Source organism: Flavobacterium xylosi (assembly GCF_042787345.1).
GTDB lineage: Bacteria > Bacteroidota > Bacteroidia > Flavobacteriales > Flavobacteriaceae > Flavobacterium > Flavobacterium xylosi.
In genome coordinates, this window is record NZ_JBHZPZ010000009.1 from 50,294 (window position 1) to 66,565 (window position 16,272).

A 16,272-nucleotide genomic window follows, 5' to 3' on the forward strand; every position below is an offset into this window, starting at 1 on the left:
TTAAGAAATTATTTTTCCGTCTTCCATAGTAATGATTCTATTTGTTCTTTCGGCAAAATCAGTATCGTGGGTTACAACTAGTAAGGTTTGATTTTGTTCTTGGGTCAATTTATTAAAAATATCAAAAACCAAATCGCTGTTTTTCTTGTCCAAATTTCCTGTAGGCTCATCGCCCATTATAATAAACGGATCATTTATCAAAGCGCGAGCAATAGCCACACGCTGTTTCTGCCCACCACTTAATTGATTTGGCATTTTTAGTGCTTGGTCTTCCATGTCCAATGTTTTTAAATGTTCCATCGCCCGATGTTCGAGTTCCTGATTGGAGTATTTACCTAATTTCATTCCCGGAAGCATGACATTTTTAAGGACATTATACTCGGCAAGTAAATAATGAAACTGAAAAACAAAACCTATTTTTTCATTTCTGACTAATGCTAATTCTTTGTCGGTTTTCCCGGTTACAAGTTCATTATGAATAAATATCTCGCCGTCATAATCCGTATCCATCGTAGAAAGTAAATACAACAAAGTCGATTTTCCACAACCCGATTTTCCCACTATCGAAACAAACTCACCATGATTGATACTCATGTTAATTTCCTTTATGACCTGAAATTTTACAGGATCATAAAAATATTTGCTTAAACCAACAGTCTCTAATACTTTATTATTTTCCATTTTTATTTTCCTCTGATAATTTCTACCGGATCTATTTTACTGGCTTTCAAAGCAGGAAAAAGTCCGGCAATTGTGGTTGTAAATAATGCAAAAGTGATTCCAATGATGTAAAATAACGGATTGTAATTGATAGGATAGGTTTTAACCGTGGGTAATGAAGCCGTTTCAAACGGAATAATATCTATAATGGAGGAGAAAATATATCCAAACAATAAGCCGAATAATCCACCCGTAAGACCTATAATTATGGAGAGGGAAACAAAAATCCATTTCACATCATTACCTGAAAAACCGGTTGCTTTTAGAATCGCAATGCTGTCCATTTTTTCATAAATCATCATATTCAAAATGTTGTAAATTCCAAAACCAGCCACAATCAGCAACACCACTCCTACCGCATAGGAAATAATATTTCGCACGGTACTTCCGGTTTCAAACTGTGAATTTGCGGTTTGATAATCAATCGTATCGAGATTGAATTTGTTATGAAATTCTTTGGCAACAGCCGGAGCCGAAGTCATATCATATAATTTGACTTGAATATCCGTAATATAATTGGTGGGTTCTCCCAATATTTTTTGTGCTGTGACTAATGAGGTATAGCTCAACGTATTGTCTATTTCAGCAATTCCTACTTGCGAAATTCCAACAATTTTCAAAGAAGCCAAATTTCCTTTGGAAGAAGTAATTTTTATAATATCACCTTTTATGAGCAGCATTTTGTCCGCTAGCCCTTTTCCAATTATTATACTGTTGTTTTGCGATAAATCGGCAATATTCCCTTCAATAATATAATCGCTGAATTTAAATAATTTTTCTTCTGCCTGAATATCAATTCCATTAATCAACCCCGAAATCTCTATAGTACCTGAATTAAAAAAAACGGGAGTAGTAATTTTAGGCGCAACATCTAAAATTCGAGAATCTTTTTTTAAATAACTGATAATCGATTTGCTGTTGTAAATTGATTTTCCAATATCTTTTGGTTTTATGGAACGTATGAAATTAGCTTTATCCTTATACCTTTCGGATAATAGTATCGGTTGATTTTCTGAGGGTTTTATTTCATTGTACAAAAGAACATGTGGCGTTCTGTTCAGCATTAATCCGTCCAGCAAATCATTCAAACCATTCATAAAACTCACTAAAGAAATAAACATCGCAATACCAAAAGTGACGCCCACAGCCGCAACAACAGTTTGCTTAAGTCTGGCTTGGAGTAGATGCATCGCAATATTTAAAATGAGTTTAAAGTTCATCACTAGGGTTTGTAAATCGTTTCTTCTGCTTTTAAACCTTCTAAAATTTCTACTTTTTGATAATCACTTAAACCTATTTTTACTTTGCGTTTTTCGTCTTTGTTTACCAAAACATAGTCATCCTGAATCAAATAACTTTTAGGAATAGTCATTGCGTTTTTTTTGGTTTTAATGGCAATATTAGCCTCGGCGGTAAGATTGGGATACAGTTTTTCAGGCGGATTTACAAAATGAGCTTCAATTTTGAAAGTGCGGGAACGCTCCTCCATAATAGGGTAAATTTTATCAATAATTGCTTCAAAAACCTGACCTTCATAACTATTCATCGTCACAAAAGCCTGTTGCCCTATGTTGACACGAACCATATCATTTTCATCTACTTCCAGTTCCAATAAAAATGAATTCGCTTTACCAATAATAGCCAAAGGAATTTGAGGATTAATTAGTGTCCCTTCCTTCACTAAAACATCAAATAACTGCCCAGAAAAAGCGCTTTTTATAGTAAAGTCATTTTGTGATTTCTGATTGATTTTAAGATTTATGCTATTGCGATTTTGATCATTTTTCAATTGTGCTTTGAGTTGTGCCAATTGTTTTCTAGTCGATTCATAATTGACTTTGGAGCTTTTGAACGCTAATTCGACTCTTTCGAAATCAACTTCAGAAATTCCACCTTGGTTTTTGATGACTTTATTCCTATTATAAATGGATTCGTCCAGGGTTAGTTTATCTCTTGCAGACTGGACTTTCAGCTCCATTTCAGCAATTTTATCCTGAATGAAGCTGTTGCTTTGTTGACTTAATTGATAGGCTAAGCGAGCATTCTCCGTATTCAATTCTGCTTTTTCACTTTCTAGTTCGAATAGCGATTGTCCCTTATGTATCGATTCTCCTGCAGTCACATTTATTTTTTGCAGCGTTCCATTAACAGTTGAAAAAACGGTGTATTGACCTTCAGCTTTTATAACTCCAGACGCATAAACGCTTTCTGTAACATCTCCTAAAGTGGGTTTTGTTTCTGCAGAATCCTTTTTGGAACAAGAAAACACACTGAAAAAGAGTAAATATAGTAATGATGCTGATTTAAGATCCATTTTGTTTTTATTAAAACATGAATATATCTAGATAAATTCTTACTATCAAATGTACGAAAATATATATTTTGACAGCAGATTCATTCTTACATAATTATGTCTAAAAAACTAAGAATTGAAAACATTTATAATCGTTTCTCCATTACATAATCTTCCATCAAATAACCAAAATCCAATTCAATGTCTTCTTCAGAAATAATTTCAAAACCAATTTTTTGATAAAAAGAAAGAGCCTTATTGAATTTATTTACATTTAATGAAATAGCAACAGAATGATTTTCTTTAGCTAATTTTTCAATAGTATCAATTAATAACTTCCCTGCTCCTTTTCCCTGGGCTTCAGGCAACAAATAGATTTTGTGCAGGCGAGTACAATTTTGGTTTAAATAATTGTGTTCATACGAAGCGAAACCAAAGCAAACTTCTCCCTCATTTACCAAGAGAAAACGATGTCCTTTTTGGTTTAAATTTTGAAGTAGGGTTTTCTCTGAGTAAAACAAATCGAGCATATAATCGATTTGCTCTTTCGATAAAATAGAACCGTAAGTGCTTGGCCAGGATTTATAGGCAACATCTTGAATTGTTTTAAAATCTTTTATTGTGGCTTCGGACAGTATTAGCATTGAGTTTATTTAGGCAAAATATTAAAATTAAATCAATTCTCCTTTGGGAAGGAAAACATGGAATTTAGCACCTTCATTGGGCTTACTTTTCACTTTTATAAATCCTTTATGGTTGTCTACAATTCTACTACAGATAGCCAGACCAAGTCCCGTTCCTGAATATTTAGGATCGGTTTCTAAACGCTTGAATAAAAGAAATATTTTTTCGGCATATTCTTGTTTGAATCCAATCCCGTTATCCTCTACTACTATTTTATAGTAATCCTCCTTATTAATTATTGCATACTCAGACACTTCCTCTTCAGTAATTACTTGAGAAGTAATGTTAATTTTAGGCACACTATCTTCTTGACTATATTTAAGTGAATTAGAAACTAAATTTATAAAAAGCTGTTTAATTTGAAAAGGAATCGCTTTAATGGTTGGCAATTTTCCAATTTGAATCACTGCATTTTTCTCTTCCACATTTGTTGATAAATCTAATAGAGTTTCATCAATAATTTTGTTTAAATCCGTTTCTACAAAAACTTTATCTCCTTTTACTGTTCGCGAATAATCAACTAAATCAATGAGTAATGTTTGCATACGGTTAGCTGCAATTCTAATTTTAGAAAAATAGTCTCTTCCTTGCGATGAAAGCGCATCAAATTCTTTTTCTTCTAGTCTGGAGATAAACATCTGAATCTTGCGAAGTGGCTCCTGCAAATCATGACTTACAATATTATTAAAAGATTCAAGCTCTGTATTTATATATTTTAATTCTTTATTGTTTTCCTCCAGTTCAAGTGTTTTTTTATATTCATTGGTAATGTCATAATTCACCCCAATTTTAATCAAATCTCCGTTTCCATCCTTGGTGAAACTCCCAACACCCATGATATATTTCACCTCATTGGTTGCTGTTAAAAACCTAAATACAATAGAAGTAGATTGATGATTTACCAGCGAATCCTTATGGACTTGTGATACATATTCTATATCATCAGGATGCAAGTATTTGATTGAATTTTCTAAATTGGATTCAAATGCATTGGGTTCAACCCCCATGAGTCGATACAAATTATCTGAAAAAGTATATTTCTTAGTTTCTAAATTAACCATCCAATGCCCAAAACCGGCCGTTTTTTCAGCAGTATTAAATGATTCGTTAAGCAACATTAATTTATCATTCGCCTGCTTAAGCTCCTCAATATCACCATTGGTTTTATTAAATGAAAGCAACAAGATTAGCAGTGACAGAATAATTAATAGAAAAGCAGTCATTAACGAATCCTGAAGTTCAAATTGATGATTCGAATTTTGAAATTTAGTTTTTAATCTTTCTGAATTAATGATTTTGTAAACAAACATTTTCATCATTTCAGTATAATCATTACTTCTCTTCAACTTAGAATTAAGTCCTAACTGATCCACATTACTACTTTTAGCCGCAATTAATGTTTCTCTGAATAATTTGAACCTGTAGTTAATGAGTTTTTCAAGTGTTAGAATATCTTTATTTCTTAAAGAATCATTGGCAGTCAACACTTTTAATTTTTTTATTCCCTCCTCGATTATTCCTCTATTCAGAAATCGATTTTGTAAGTAGGATTCGTCTTTAGTAATAATATAATTTCGTAAACTATAATCGTAGCTATTTATTATGGATAAAAGCTTCTCCAATTCTAATTGGGTTTCGTTGGATTTTGCAATTAACTCCAGTGTTGAAGTAAGCCGTTGCATCTGAGAAAAAAACTTAGATCCAAAATAACAAACCACAAGAATAGCCACACCCAAGGCTAATTTGAATACTTGAGAATTTTTAAATAGTTTTAAAAATTTCATATCTTTTTTATTAAATGCTAAAGAAAAAAGTTTCTATATTCAATCCTGATGTATGAAATTGCCAATTCATATTTATGACTTCTTTGATTACTTTTTTCAACATCGAAAAGTCATTTGGTTTTTTTATATAAATATTGGCACCTTCAATAAAGGTGTCTTCAATATCCTTTTCTGATGATGATGTAGAATATATGGCAACCGAAATATCTTTAAAACGAGTATTTGCTCTAATTTCTTTTAGACAATCTATTCCGGTTTTGCCCGGCATATTTAAATCCAGGAATAAAATATGAGGCAACTTGATATCAGGATGCACTAAATATTCCATCAAACCTTTACCGTCTTTAAATAAAGTCAGTTTATTATCCATTTTAAGCTCCGTTATAGCCTCGCTAAAAAAAGCGCGATCATCTTCGTCATCGTCAGCTAAAAGAATATGCATTGGATCTTGATGTGCAATCATACCGTATTTGGTGTATTATTTATGTGATTTATATTTATTCTGTATTAGATAATTTCCTTCTTTTGTCTATAACTCTTTTAAACATGGAAGGCGTTAATCCAGTCACTTTTTTAAATTGCGTTGACAAATAAGCCACACTACTATAATTTAGCTCATACGAAATCTCCGTTAAACTTAATTTTTCCTCTATAATGAGCTTTTTTGCTCTTTCAATTTTCTGAATAATAATGAAATTTTCTATGGATGTATACGTATATTCTGAAAAAACATTCGTTAGATATCCATATCTATAGTTCAATTTATCAGACAGGTATTGAGAAATCGTTGTATTAGGAAATTTTTCCTTATCATAAACAATTTCAATTATTGCATCTTTAATCTTTTGGATTAATTGCGCTTTTGGGTTATCAATAATATGAATAGCAAATCTGTTGAGCGAAGATTGAAGTTCCTCAAAACTGTCTTCGGAAATATCATCACTAATTTCAATTTGACCTAAATCCAGTAATTGATAGCTTATATTTAATTTTTCTAATTGATCTTGTAATATTGTTCTGCAAGCAATATTTCCATCATAATTATAATTGAGCTTCATTGCAGTTACTAATTATTAGAGTTAACTTTAAAAATATAAATGTAAATTAAAAAATATAAATCGGTAACAAATTACTAAAATTAATAACAAACATAGTGCTTACAAAAAACAAAATCAATTATAAACCGCTGATTTATAATTGATTTAAAGCATTAAAAAAAATAGAATAAATTCTTAATATTAATGAAAAATTTAAGAATTTTAGCCGTGAATCGTTTCGTTTTTGCCGTAATTTTCTATAATGGATGCTTCAAATTCTATCCATTCTCTCCATCTTTTTTCAACATCAATACCTACGCCATACTTTCTGGCATAAGTGATAAAAGTTGTGTAATGTCCCGCTTCACTTTCCATTAAATCCCTGTAGAATATCGATAATTCCTCATCCTGAATATTTTCTGAAAGCACTTTGAAACGCTCGCAACTTCTGGCTTCTATCATTGCCGAAAATAATAACCGTTCTACTAAACTGGAAACTCTGCTTCTGTCCCCGTTTTTTTTCATGTACAAATACAATTCATTCACGTAATCATCTTTGCGCTCGCGCCCCAACTTCAATCCTCGTTTGATAATGATATTATGCACTTGTTCAAAATGATCAATTTCTTCTTTGGCCAAAGCCAATAAATCCTGAACTAAATCCTGATGTTCCGAGTTATTAGTGATAATGGTAATCGCGTTTGTAGCGGCTTTTTGTTCGCACCACGCATGATCCGTCAAGATTTCTTCAATGTTTTTTTCTACAATATTCACCCATCTCGGATCGGTTGGTAATTTTAATCTTAGTACAGACATTGTAAATTTTGTTTAAAGTTTAAAAATGGTTTAAGGTTTAAAATTCCGTTAAAATGAAAAAAAAAGTTTAAAGTTTAAAAAAATTGTGGCTACTTTCCGTAAACACAAAACCTTAAACCTTAAACTTTAAACTTTTTTAAACTTTTTGATTAGTATACGAAAATAGCTCTTTCGCTCATCATTTCATTTACTTCATTAGCCACTTCTTCGATTACATCTTCGTTAGTGTGATTCATTAGTACTCTATCAATTAGTTCTACTATTGTTTCCATGTCTTCTTCAACCAGACCTCTAGTTGTAATAGCCGGAGTTCCCACACGGATTCCTGAAGTTACAAATGGTGATTTGTCATCAAATGGAACCATGTTTTTATTAACGGTAATTTCTGCTCTTACTAATGCGTTTTCAGCATCTTTTCCAGAAATATTTTTGTTTCTTAAATCAATCAACATCATATGATTGTCAGTTCCGCCAGAAATGATTTCATATCCTCTTTTTACAAAAGCATCCGCCATTGCGTTAGCATTTTTTTGTAATTGTAAAGCATAAGTAAAAAATTCATCTTTCAAAGCTTCACCAAAAGCTACTGCTTTTGCAGCGATGATATGCATTAATGGACCACCTTGATTTCCGGGGAAAACAGCTAAATCCAATAAAGAAGACATCATTCTGATTTCTCCTTTTGGAGTGGTTAAACCAAATGGGTTTTCGAAATCTTTACCCATTAAAATTAAACCTCCACGAGGACCACGTAATGTTTTGTGAGTGGTAGTCGTTACAATATGACAATGAGGTAATGGATCATTCATCAAACCTTTTGCAATAAGACCTGCAGGATGAGAAATATCAGCCAAAAGAATAGCGCCAACGCTGTCTGCAATTACTCTAAAACGCTCAAAATCCATATCACGAGAATAAGCCGAAGCTCCAGCGATGATTAATTTTGGTTGCTCTTTAGTAGCTATTTCTTGAATTTTATCATAATTTAATCTTCCGGTTTCCTTATCTACACCATAAAAGGAAGGTGTATATAAACGACCTGAAAAGTTCACAGGAGAACCGTGAGTTAAGTGACCACCATGAGACAAATCAAAACCTAAAATTTTATCTCCAGGTTTAATACAAGCATGATAAACCGCTGTATTAGCTTGTGAACCAGAGTGTGGCTGCACATTTGCATAAGCAGCACCAAATAATTCTTTGGCTCTGTCAATAGCTATTTGTTCAATAACATCAACTACTTCGCAACCGCCGTAGTATCTTTTGCCAGGATATCCTTCTGCATATTTATTGGTTAAAACAGATCCGGCTGCTTCCATTACTTCGTCACTTACAAAGTTCTCTGAAGCGATTAGCTCTAATCCGTGAATTTGTCTTTCTTGTTCTTCTAGAATAAGGTCAAAAATTTGTTCGTCGCGTTGCATTTCTTTGATTTTCGTTAAATATGATGCAAAAATACAAAAAAACGTTTGGTTAATAGTTAGATTATAATACATTTGATGATTAATTTTTAACAAAACAATTAACATCAATATGTCTATAACAGCCAACGATATTAATAGAAAGTCATGGTTAGAAGTACCTTCTAATAGCGATTTCCCTATTCAAAACATTCCTTTCGGGGTTTTTCTTACAAAAGAAAACATCGTGACGGTAGGGACTCGAATTGGAGATTTTGCAATTGATTTAGGAGCCTTGCAACAGTTAAATTATTTTGAAGGTATTGAACTCACAGACGATATGTTCATGCAGGATACTTTGAATGATTTCATTTCTGACGGCCAAAAAACATGGCGTCTGGTTAGAAACCGAATTGGAGATATTTTTGATGAAAAAAATCCAAAATTACAAGATAACGCAAAAGACAGAGATATTGTGATCTTTAAAATGGAAGATGTTGAAATGCAATTACCTGTATTAATAGGTGATTACACAGACTTTTATTCCAGTAAAGAGCATGCAACTAACGTAGGAAAGATGTTCCGCGACCCTGAAAATGCATTGTTACCAAACTGGCTTCACATCCCTGTGGGTTACCACGGAAGAAGTTCTACTATAGTTCCTTCGGGAATTCCAGTACACAGACCAATGGGACAAACATTACCAAATGGCGAAACCACTCCCGTTTTTGGACCTTCCCGCTTAGTAGATTTCGAGCTGGAAACTGCTTTTATTACCACCGATGTCAATATTATGGGAGAAAATATCCTTATAACTGAAGCCGAAGATTATATTTTCGGAATGGTTTTATTAAATGACTGGAGTGCCCGCGATATTCAAAAATGGGAATATGTACCATTAGGACCATTCTTGGCAAAGAATTTTGCTTCTTCAATTTCACCTTGGATTGTCACTATGGATGCTTTACAACCGTTTAGAACTAAAGGTCCAAAACAAGAACCAACTCCGTTACCTTATTTACAACAAAAAGGAAAGCATTCTTTCGATATTAATTTAGAAGTGGCGGTCCAGCCCGAGCATGCAGAACCTACTGTTATTTCTCGTTCTAATTTCAAATATATGTATTGGACAATGAGCCAACAATTAGCACATCACACCTCCAATGGTTGTCGAGTTAATTCTGGTGATATGATGGGATCAGGTACTATTTCAGGCCCTACTCCAGACAGTTTTGGTTCGATGCTAGAATTAACCTGGGGTGGAAAAAATCCAATACAATTAAATGATGGAACAGAACGTAAATTCATCAATGATAATGACACCGTAATCATGAAAGGATACTGTCAAAACGGACATGTTCGTATTGGTTTTGGTGAAGTTTCCAGTAAGTTACTGCCTCCATTTGTGAGAAAATAAAAAATTAAATTATACGCTTCAAAACCTAACATTTATTCTATTTTTGTTAGGTTTTTTTGTGGTGTTATTTTTTTAAAACTTCAATTTTAAAATAGGATTACAGCTTCAAATAAACATTTACTGAATTTTATGCTTATGAAAAAAATTACTCTTTTATTATCCTTCTTTGTCCTTATTTCTTCTTGCGGCGTTAAACAAACCCAGAATTTATTGAGTTCCGGGAATTACGATGAGGCTATAAATAATGCCGTTTCAAATTTACGCACCAATAAAGACAAAAAAGCCAAGCAGGATTATGTTTATTTGCTCGAAGAGGCTTTCGCCAAAGCCAAAGAACGCGATTTGAATGCTATAAATTTACTGGCCAAAGATGCAAATCCGGCACAATTGGAAAAAATATATAATACCTATTTGCAATTGAATGACCGTCAGGAAAAAATCAAACCTTTGCTTCCTTTACGGCTGGTAAATCAAGGCAGGAATGCCATTTTTCCTTTTGATAACTACAACGACCAGATTATAGAAAGCAAAAATGCATTGTCCGCTTATTTATATGCTAATGCAAAAAAATTGCTGCTGACTTCCGATAAAATGAATTTCCGAAAGGGGTATGATGATTTGACCTATTTGAATCAGATAAACCCGAATTACAAAGATGTTTTGCAATTGATGGATGATGCAAAGTTCAAAGGTTACGATTATGTTTTTGTGAACACCAAAAATGAAACTAACATGATTATTCCTGTTGGTTTACGAAATGATTTACTGGACTTTAGCACTTATGGATTAAATGATAAATGGACGGTTTACCATAGCAACAAACAAAAAGGTATTGATTATGATTGCGGTATGATGATTAATTTTAGACAAATTTATATTTCCCCCGAACAAATCAAAGAGAAAGAATTTGTAAAAGAACGCATCATAAAAGATGGCGTAAAAAAACTGATCGATGCCAACGGAAAAGAAGTTGTTGACGAAAAAGGAAAAGTCGTGATGGTGGATAATATGAGAAATGCAACAGTACGTATTTATGAATTCAGACAGTTTAAATCCTGCCAAATTACTGCTAAAGTGGACTACTTAAATTTTAGAAACAACCAACTTCTACAGTCTTTCCCAATAACCAGCGAGTTTGTATTCGAAAATATTTTTGCTACGCACACAGGTGACAGACGCGCCGCTGACGACAATTATTATTCTTATTTTGACAAAAAATCTGTAGCTTTTCCTAGCAATGAACAAATGGTTTATGACACCGGCGAAGATTTGAAAGCCAAAATAAAAGATATTATTTCTAGAAACCCATTTAGAAACTAATTAATTAGCAATACTCTATCTCAAAAACCTCCTTGGAAATCTAATTTCACAAGGAGTTTTTTTTATTTTAAAAAATACAACAATACCTTTATTTTTTGTTAGAAAATGCAAAATCAGTATTGAGTTATAAAAATTAGTGTACTTTTGCACCAATGAATAACACAAGTATAAATATAACTCCTATCTCACGGACAAACAAACCGACTACTTCTCCCGAAGTACGGATGCTATTAGTATAGTTTCCAAAAGTCTTTTGTTTTATTTTTATTCATTTTTCATTTTACCGTTTTGAAATCACATTTTTTTCTCATTGGAATAGTATATTCCAAAATCAGCATACATTTTTTATTAATATTTTGTTATTCAATTTATTGGACTATAAATTCGTATTTTAGTTTCTTATTTCAATGCGAGAGAGAATGTATTTCAGATCAAACTTACAACTCATTTTATAACTCAAAATTCAACTCTTGAAATGAATATATCAATAATTATAACTCAGCAAGAACACTATAAATATTCGCAAGAAATATGCGATACCATTGAATTATCAGCCTTATTGAGAGGTACTGGTATTGCCAAAAGAACTCCTGAATACATTCAGAAAAAAATGGAAAGCAAAGATGCCGTTATCGCATTAGACAACGGAAAATTTGCTGGTTTTTGTTATATCGAAAGTTGGGAACACGGTAAATATGTGGCACATTCAGGATTGATTGTTCATCCTGATTACAGAAATTTAGGTTTGGCAAAACAAATCAAATCGAAAGTATTTGAATATTCTCTGGAGAAATACCCAGATGCTAAAATATTCGGAATTACAACTGGACTAGCCGTTATGAAAATCAATTCTGATTTAGGTTATAAACCAGTTCCCTTTTCGGAATTAACAACAGATCCTACTTTTTGGTCCGGTTGCAAAACCTGCGCCAATTTTGAAATTTTGCAAAGCAAAGAAAACAAGATGTGTTTGTGTACCGGAATGCTGTTTGACCCAAAAGAAAAACCAAAAGATCCGCCAAAACACCCATTTAACATAAGAGTTCTTAATAGATTAAAATTAATTAAACAAGCGCTTTTCTTAAAAAAATAAGTCCCCTCCCCTCCCGAAGCCTCGGGACTCCCCGAAGGGAAGGGAGCCAAGGAGAAAAAAAAATAATCACAACAAAAAAATTACCCTTTACCAGTAATGGCTCCCCCTCCTTCGGAGGGGGCTGAGGGGAGGAAAAAAAACCAATAATCATGAAAAAAGTTGTATTAGCATATAGCGGAGGATTAGATACCTCATATTGCCTAAAATATTTGAAGAACGAAAAAGGATACGAAGTTCATACCGTTCTTATTAATACTGGCGGATTTGACGAAGCTGAACTAGCCGCTATTGAAGAAAGAGCTTATGAATTAGGAAGTGCACAACATACTAATTTAACTATTGTAGATAAATATTACGATAAAGCCATAAAATATTTGATTTATGGAAATGTATTAAAAAACAATACCTATCCATTATCAGTTAGTGCGGAACGTGTTTTCCAGGCAATGGAAGCTATTAAATATGCTAAAAAAGTAGGTGCAAATGCTATTGCTCACGGAAGTACTGGTGCAGGGAATGACCAAATTCGTTTTGATTTGATTTTCCAAACTATCGCTCCCGAAATTGAAATCATCACTCCTATCCGTGATTTGAAATTATCAAGACAAGAAGAAGTTGCGTATTTGAAAGCTAATGGCGTAGAATATTCTTGGGAAAAAGCCCAATATTCTATCAATAAAGGATTGTGGGGAACAAGTGTTGGTGGAAAAGAAACACTGACATCAAATCTTCCGCTTCCTAACGAGGCTTATCCTTCTCAATTACAAAAAGAAGGAGAAGAAAAAGTGACTTTACATTTTGAAAAAGGGGAATTAGTAGGAATCAATAATAAAATGGATACTCCGGTAAAAAATATAGTTGTTCTTGAAAAACTGGCAAGTGCTTTTGCAATTGGTAGAGACGTTCATGTGGGTGACACAATCATTGGAATTAAAGGAAGAGTTGGTTTTGAAGCTGCTGCGCCTTTAATCATCATCAAAGCACACCATTTATTAGAGAAACATACGCTGGGTAAATGGCAACAATACTGGAAAGAACAACTAGGAAACTGGTACGGAATGTTGTTTCATGAAGGTCAATTTTTGGATCCTGTAATGAGAAACATCGAAACTTTCTTGGAAGACACTCAAAAAACGGTAAATGGAACCGTTATCCTTTCTTTAAAACCATATCACTTTACATTGGACGGAATTGAATCTGAAAATGATTTAATGAATACTAGTTTTGGACAATATGGAGAAATGAACAACGCTTGGACATCTGACGATGCCAAAGGATTTATCAAAATTCTGGGGAATGCCCAAAACATATTTTCATCTGTAAACAAACTGACGCATGATTAATATTGGAATAATTGGCGGTTCAGGTTACACTGCGGGGGAACTCATCAGAATATTGATGTTCCACCCCAATGCAACGCTGGATTTTGTTTACAGCACGACAAATGCTGGAAAACCACTTCATGTTGCGCATCATGATTTGATGGGCGATATCGAAATGAATTTTACCGATACTGTAAATCCAAATGTGAATGTGGTTTTCTTATGTTTAGGTCATGGTAAATCAAAATCATTTTTAGAGCAAAATCAATTTGCGAGTCATACCAAAATTATCGATTTGGGAAATGACTTCAGATTGACAAAAGACAAAGATTTTGACAGCAAAACTTTCGTTTATGGTTTACCTGAATTGAATAAAGCGGTAATCAAAAACGCTCAATTCATCGCTAACCCGGGTTGCTTTGCGACAGCGATTCAACTAGCATTATTGCCATTGGCTAAAAACGAAATGCTAACGACTGACGTTCATATCAATGCGACAACTGGAAGCACAGGAGCTGGAGTTTCACCTTCAGAAACGACGCATTTTAGCTGGAGATCGAATAATATGTCGCATTATAAAGCTTTTGAGCACCAGCATTTGGGCGAAATAAACCAAAGTGTGAATCAATTACAAGCGGATTATAAAAACGAATTGATTTTTGTCCCCAATAGAGGTGATTTTGCGAGAGGAATTTTCGCCACATTATACACAACAGTCGAAGAAAGTTTGGAAGATATTGTCGCGAAATATGAGGCTTTTTACAAAGACCAACCTTTCGTAACAATCACCACAACCGGAATCAACATGAAACAAGTGATTCAAACAAATAAATGCATCATTAGTTTAATGAAAAAAGGAAACCGGTTATTGATTACATCAGTAATTGATAATTTAACAAAAGGAGCCTCAGGACAAGCCATACAAAACATGAATTTAATGTTTGGATTGGATGAAACCACAGGATTGCATTTGAAACCAAGCGGATTTTAATCCCCTCCCCAACCCTCCCCGAAGGGAAGGGAGACGAAATGTAAAAAAATAGTATAAATATAAAAACAACACCCCCCGTTGCAAGTTTTTATTCCCCCTCCTTCGGAGGGGGTTAGGGGGAGGATTATTATGAACTTATTTGACGTTTACTCATTATACAACATCACTCCCATAAAAGCACTGGATTGTACTATTACAGATGAAAAAGGAGTGGAATATTTAGATTTATATGGTGGTCATGGAGTAATTTCCATTGGGCATACCCAACCGGATTATGTTGCCAAATTAAAAAATCAATTGGATAACATTGGTTTTTATTCGAATGCGATTCAAAATCCATTGCAAGTAGAATTAGCAGAAAAATTAGGTAAACTTTCAGGATTGGAAGACTATACTTTATTCTTGTGCAGTTCTGGAGCTGAAGCCAATGAAAATGCTTTGAAATTAGCTTCTTTTCACAATAATAAATCGCGTGTAATTGCTTTTGACAATTCCTTTCACGGAAGAACTTCGGCAGCAGTTGCGGTTACAGATAACAAAAAAATTGTTGCGCCTATCAATGCACAACAAGTTGTTACTTTTTTACCATTGAATAATATCAAGCTGGTAGAAAACGAACTAAAAAAAGGAGATGTTTCTTCTGTTATAATTGAAGGAATTCAAGGAGTTGGTGGTTTAGACCAAGGAACAACTGAATTTTTCCAGGCATTAGAAAAAATATGCGAGGCTTACGATACCGTTTTAATTTTGGACGAAGTACAATCTGGATATGGAAGAAGCGGAAAGTTTTTTGCACACCAACATCATAACATTAAAGCAGATATTATTTGTCTCGCTAAAGGAATGGGTAACGGATTTCCTATTGGCGGAATCTTGATTTCTCCAAAATTCACAGCGAGTTATGGACTATTGGGAACTACTTTTGGCGGAAACCATTTGGCTTGTGCGGCTGGAATAGCGGTTTTGGATGTGCTTGAAAGCCAAAAATTAATGGATAACGTAAATGACGTTTACGCCTATTTTTTAGAAGCAATCAAACAAGTTCCTGAAGTGATCAAAGTAAAAGGAAGAGGATTAATGTTAGGTGTGGAATTTGATTTTGACGTAAGTACACTTCGTAAAAAAATGATTATTGACAAACATATTTTTACAGGAAATGCGAATAATAAAAACTTATTAAGAATTCTTCCTCCATTGACTATCAAGAAGGAAGCAATTGACACTTTTATTATAGCTTTAAAAGAAGCATTAGCAGAATTGAAATGATTTTTTTTAACATATAAGTCATTTAAGGTTATGAAGAAGTGAGTCAATAGCACTTAAAGTTTCTTTTCGATAGATAAAAATTAACCAAAAATTAAAAACTTCCATGACTTATATGTTTAGATATTTTTT

The 16,272-nt window shown here is 33.4% G+C and carries 15 protein-coding genes; 6 read left to right on the forward strand and 9 right to left on the reverse strand.

The features are described from left to right. The 9 genes from ACFX5E_RS08990 to glyA all read right to left on the reverse strand — a co-directional run bounded on the left by ACFX5E_RS08990 (nt 1) and on the right by glyA (nt 8,758). Nucleotides 1-681, reverse strand: coding sequence for an ABC transporter ATP-binding protein (locus ACFX5E_RS08990; RefSeq protein ID WP_379854868.1), 681 nt, complete (start codon nt 679-681; stop codon nt 1-3). A gap of 2 nt (nt 682-683) precedes the next feature. Next, nucleotides 684-1,940 (reverse strand): ABC transporter permease, encoded by a 1,257-nt coding sequence (locus ACFX5E_RS08995; protein WP_379854869.1) that lies wholly within the window; start codon nt 1,938-1,940, stop codon nt 684-686. Nucleotides 1,941-1,942: 2 nt separating this feature from the next. Then, nucleotides 1,943-3,034, reverse strand: coding sequence for an efflux RND transporter periplasmic adaptor subunit (locus tag ACFX5E_RS09000; RefSeq protein ID WP_379854870.1), 1,092 nt, complete (start codon nt 3,032-3,034; stop codon nt 1,943-1,945). 125 nt (nt 3,035-3,159) lie between these two features. After that, a complete protein-coding gene (locus ACFX5E_RS09005; RefSeq protein WP_379854871.1) occupies nt 3,160-3,657 on the reverse strand; it encodes a GNAT family N-acetyltransferase in 498 nt (165 codons plus the stop codon). Between the two features lie 27 nt (nt 3,658-3,684). Then, nucleotides 3,685-5,481 (reverse strand): ATP-binding protein, encoded by a 1,797-nt coding sequence (locus tag ACFX5E_RS09010; RefSeq protein WP_379854872.1) that lies wholly within the window; start codon nt 5,479-5,481, stop codon nt 3,685-3,687. 10 nt (nt 5,482-5,491) lie between these two features. Next, a complete protein-coding gene (locus tag ACFX5E_RS09015) occupies nt 5,492-5,944 on the reverse strand; it encodes a response regulator (RefSeq protein WP_379854873.1) in 453 nt (150 codons plus the stop codon). Between the two features lie 34 nt (nt 5,945-5,978). Further along, nucleotides 5,979-6,539 (reverse strand): helix-turn-helix domain-containing protein, encoded by a 561-nt coding sequence (locus tag ACFX5E_RS09020; RefSeq protein WP_379854874.1) that lies wholly within the window; start codon nt 6,537-6,539, stop codon nt 5,979-5,981. Nucleotides 6,540-6,740: 201 nt separating this feature from the next. After that, nucleotides 6,741-7,334, reverse strand: a complete 594-nt coding sequence (locus ACFX5E_RS09025) for a MiaE family protein (protein WP_379854875.1) — start codon at nt 7,332-7,334, stop codon at nt 6,741-6,743. Between the two features lie 149 nt (nt 7,335-7,483). After that, nucleotides 7,484-8,758 carry a serine hydroxymethyltransferase gene (gene glyA / locus ACFX5E_RS09030; RefSeq protein WP_379854960.1) on the reverse strand — a complete coding sequence of 425 codons (1,275 nt, stop codon included), beginning with the start codon at nt 8,756-8,758 and terminating at the stop codon, nt 7,484-7,486. Between the two features lie 109 nt (nt 8,759-8,867). Between glyA and fahA the strand changes: the two genes are divergently transcribed. From fahA to ACFX5E_RS09060, 6 genes are all read left to right on the forward strand, one after another. Then, nucleotides 8,868-10,151: a fumarylacetoacetase gene (gene fahA / locus ACFX5E_RS09035; RefSeq protein ID WP_379854876.1), complete on the forward strand. Its 1,284-nt coding sequence runs from the start codon at nt 8,868-8,870 to the stop codon at nt 10,149-10,151. Between the two features lie 135 nt (nt 10,152-10,286). Beyond that, the gene (locus tag ACFX5E_RS09040) at nt 10,287-11,471 is read left to right on the forward strand and encodes a hypothetical protein (protein ID WP_379854877.1); all 1,185 of its coding nucleotides are present in this window, start codon (nt 10,287-10,289) and stop codon (nt 11,469-11,471) included. Nucleotides 11,472-11,946: 475 nt separating this feature from the next. Further along, nucleotides 11,947-12,564 (forward strand): GNAT family N-acetyltransferase, encoded by a 618-nt coding sequence (locus ACFX5E_RS09045; RefSeq protein WP_379854878.1) that lies wholly within the window; start codon nt 11,947-11,949, stop codon nt 12,562-12,564. 149 nt (nt 12,565-12,713) lie between these two features. Beyond that, a complete protein-coding gene (locus tag ACFX5E_RS09050) occupies nt 12,714-13,907 on the forward strand; it encodes an argininosuccinate synthase (RefSeq protein WP_379854879.1) in 1,194 nt (397 codons plus the stop codon). Further along, a complete protein-coding gene (gene argC / locus ACFX5E_RS09055; RefSeq protein ID WP_379854880.1) occupies nt 13,900-14,877 on the forward strand; it encodes an N-acetyl-gamma-glutamyl-phosphate reductase in 978 nt (325 codons plus the stop codon). Before ACFX5E_RS09050 ends, argC begins: the two co-directional genes overlap by 8 nt. 129 nt (nt 14,878-15,006) lie before the next feature. Beyond that, the gene (locus ACFX5E_RS09060) at nt 15,007-16,143 is read left to right on the forward strand and encodes an aspartate aminotransferase family protein (RefSeq protein WP_379854881.1); all 1,137 of its coding nucleotides are present in this window, start codon (nt 15,007-15,009) and stop codon (nt 16,141-16,143) included. Nucleotides 16,144-16,272 lie beyond the last annotated feature (129 nt).